The sequence below is a fragment of the Psychrobacter sp. 1U2 genome (genome assembly GCF_051847575.1).
Genome location: NZ_JBPYDC010001235.1, coordinates 1 through 659, shown reverse-complemented (window position 1 = coordinate 659; position 659 = coordinate 1). Strand labels below are relative to the sequence as shown.

The 659-nt window shown below is 42.8% G+C and carries 1 pseudogene; it reads right to left on the bottom strand.

The features are described 5' to 3' along the window. Positions 1 to 494 (bottom strand): annotated as a pseudogene (locus tag ACS8FD_RS21395) (thiazole synthase); the annotation flags it as partial. Between the last annotated feature and the right edge of the window lie 165 nt (positions 495 to 659).

Genomic DNA, 659 nt, shown 5'->3' with positions numbered 1-659 from the left:
CCCATACTTTCTAGCTCTTGCGCGACAATGGGGTCGTCTGATGTGTATACCATCACCTCAAAGCCATCATCAATCAGTACTTTTGCCGCCTTTAAAGTTTCCATAATATTGGGGTACAAACTGTTTTCGTCACCCAATACTTCAAGCTTAACTAAGTTATGACCTCCCAGCAGTTCACGCGCAAGCTTACAAGTTCGAACTGCCGTCTCAGCATCAAAGCAACCAGCAGTATTGGGTAAAATAGTATATTTATCAGGCGAGATGACATCTAACAAGTTCGGCTCGTTACTGTTTTGACCAATGTTGGTACGACGAATAGCGACAGTGACGATCTCGGCCGCTGAGGCTGCAATAGCGGTTCCGGTCTCAGCCATATCTTTATATTTACCAGTGCCGACCAATAGACGTGATGAAAAGGTGCGACTACCAACAGTAAAAGTATCTTGAACAATAGGGGAGTTCTCAGTGGTAGTTTGAATGGAGGCTTGAGACATATCTGAAATCCTAATAACGGGCGGACTATAAAAGATGAAAGGCATAAGCAGCACTAATACGAGCAGTCAAAGCCAGTACTAGGAATCAAAAATAGTACTAGGAGTCAATACTGATAAACGCTTATCGAAACGTAAAAGGTCGTAAAAGCCTTGCTAATGATATAA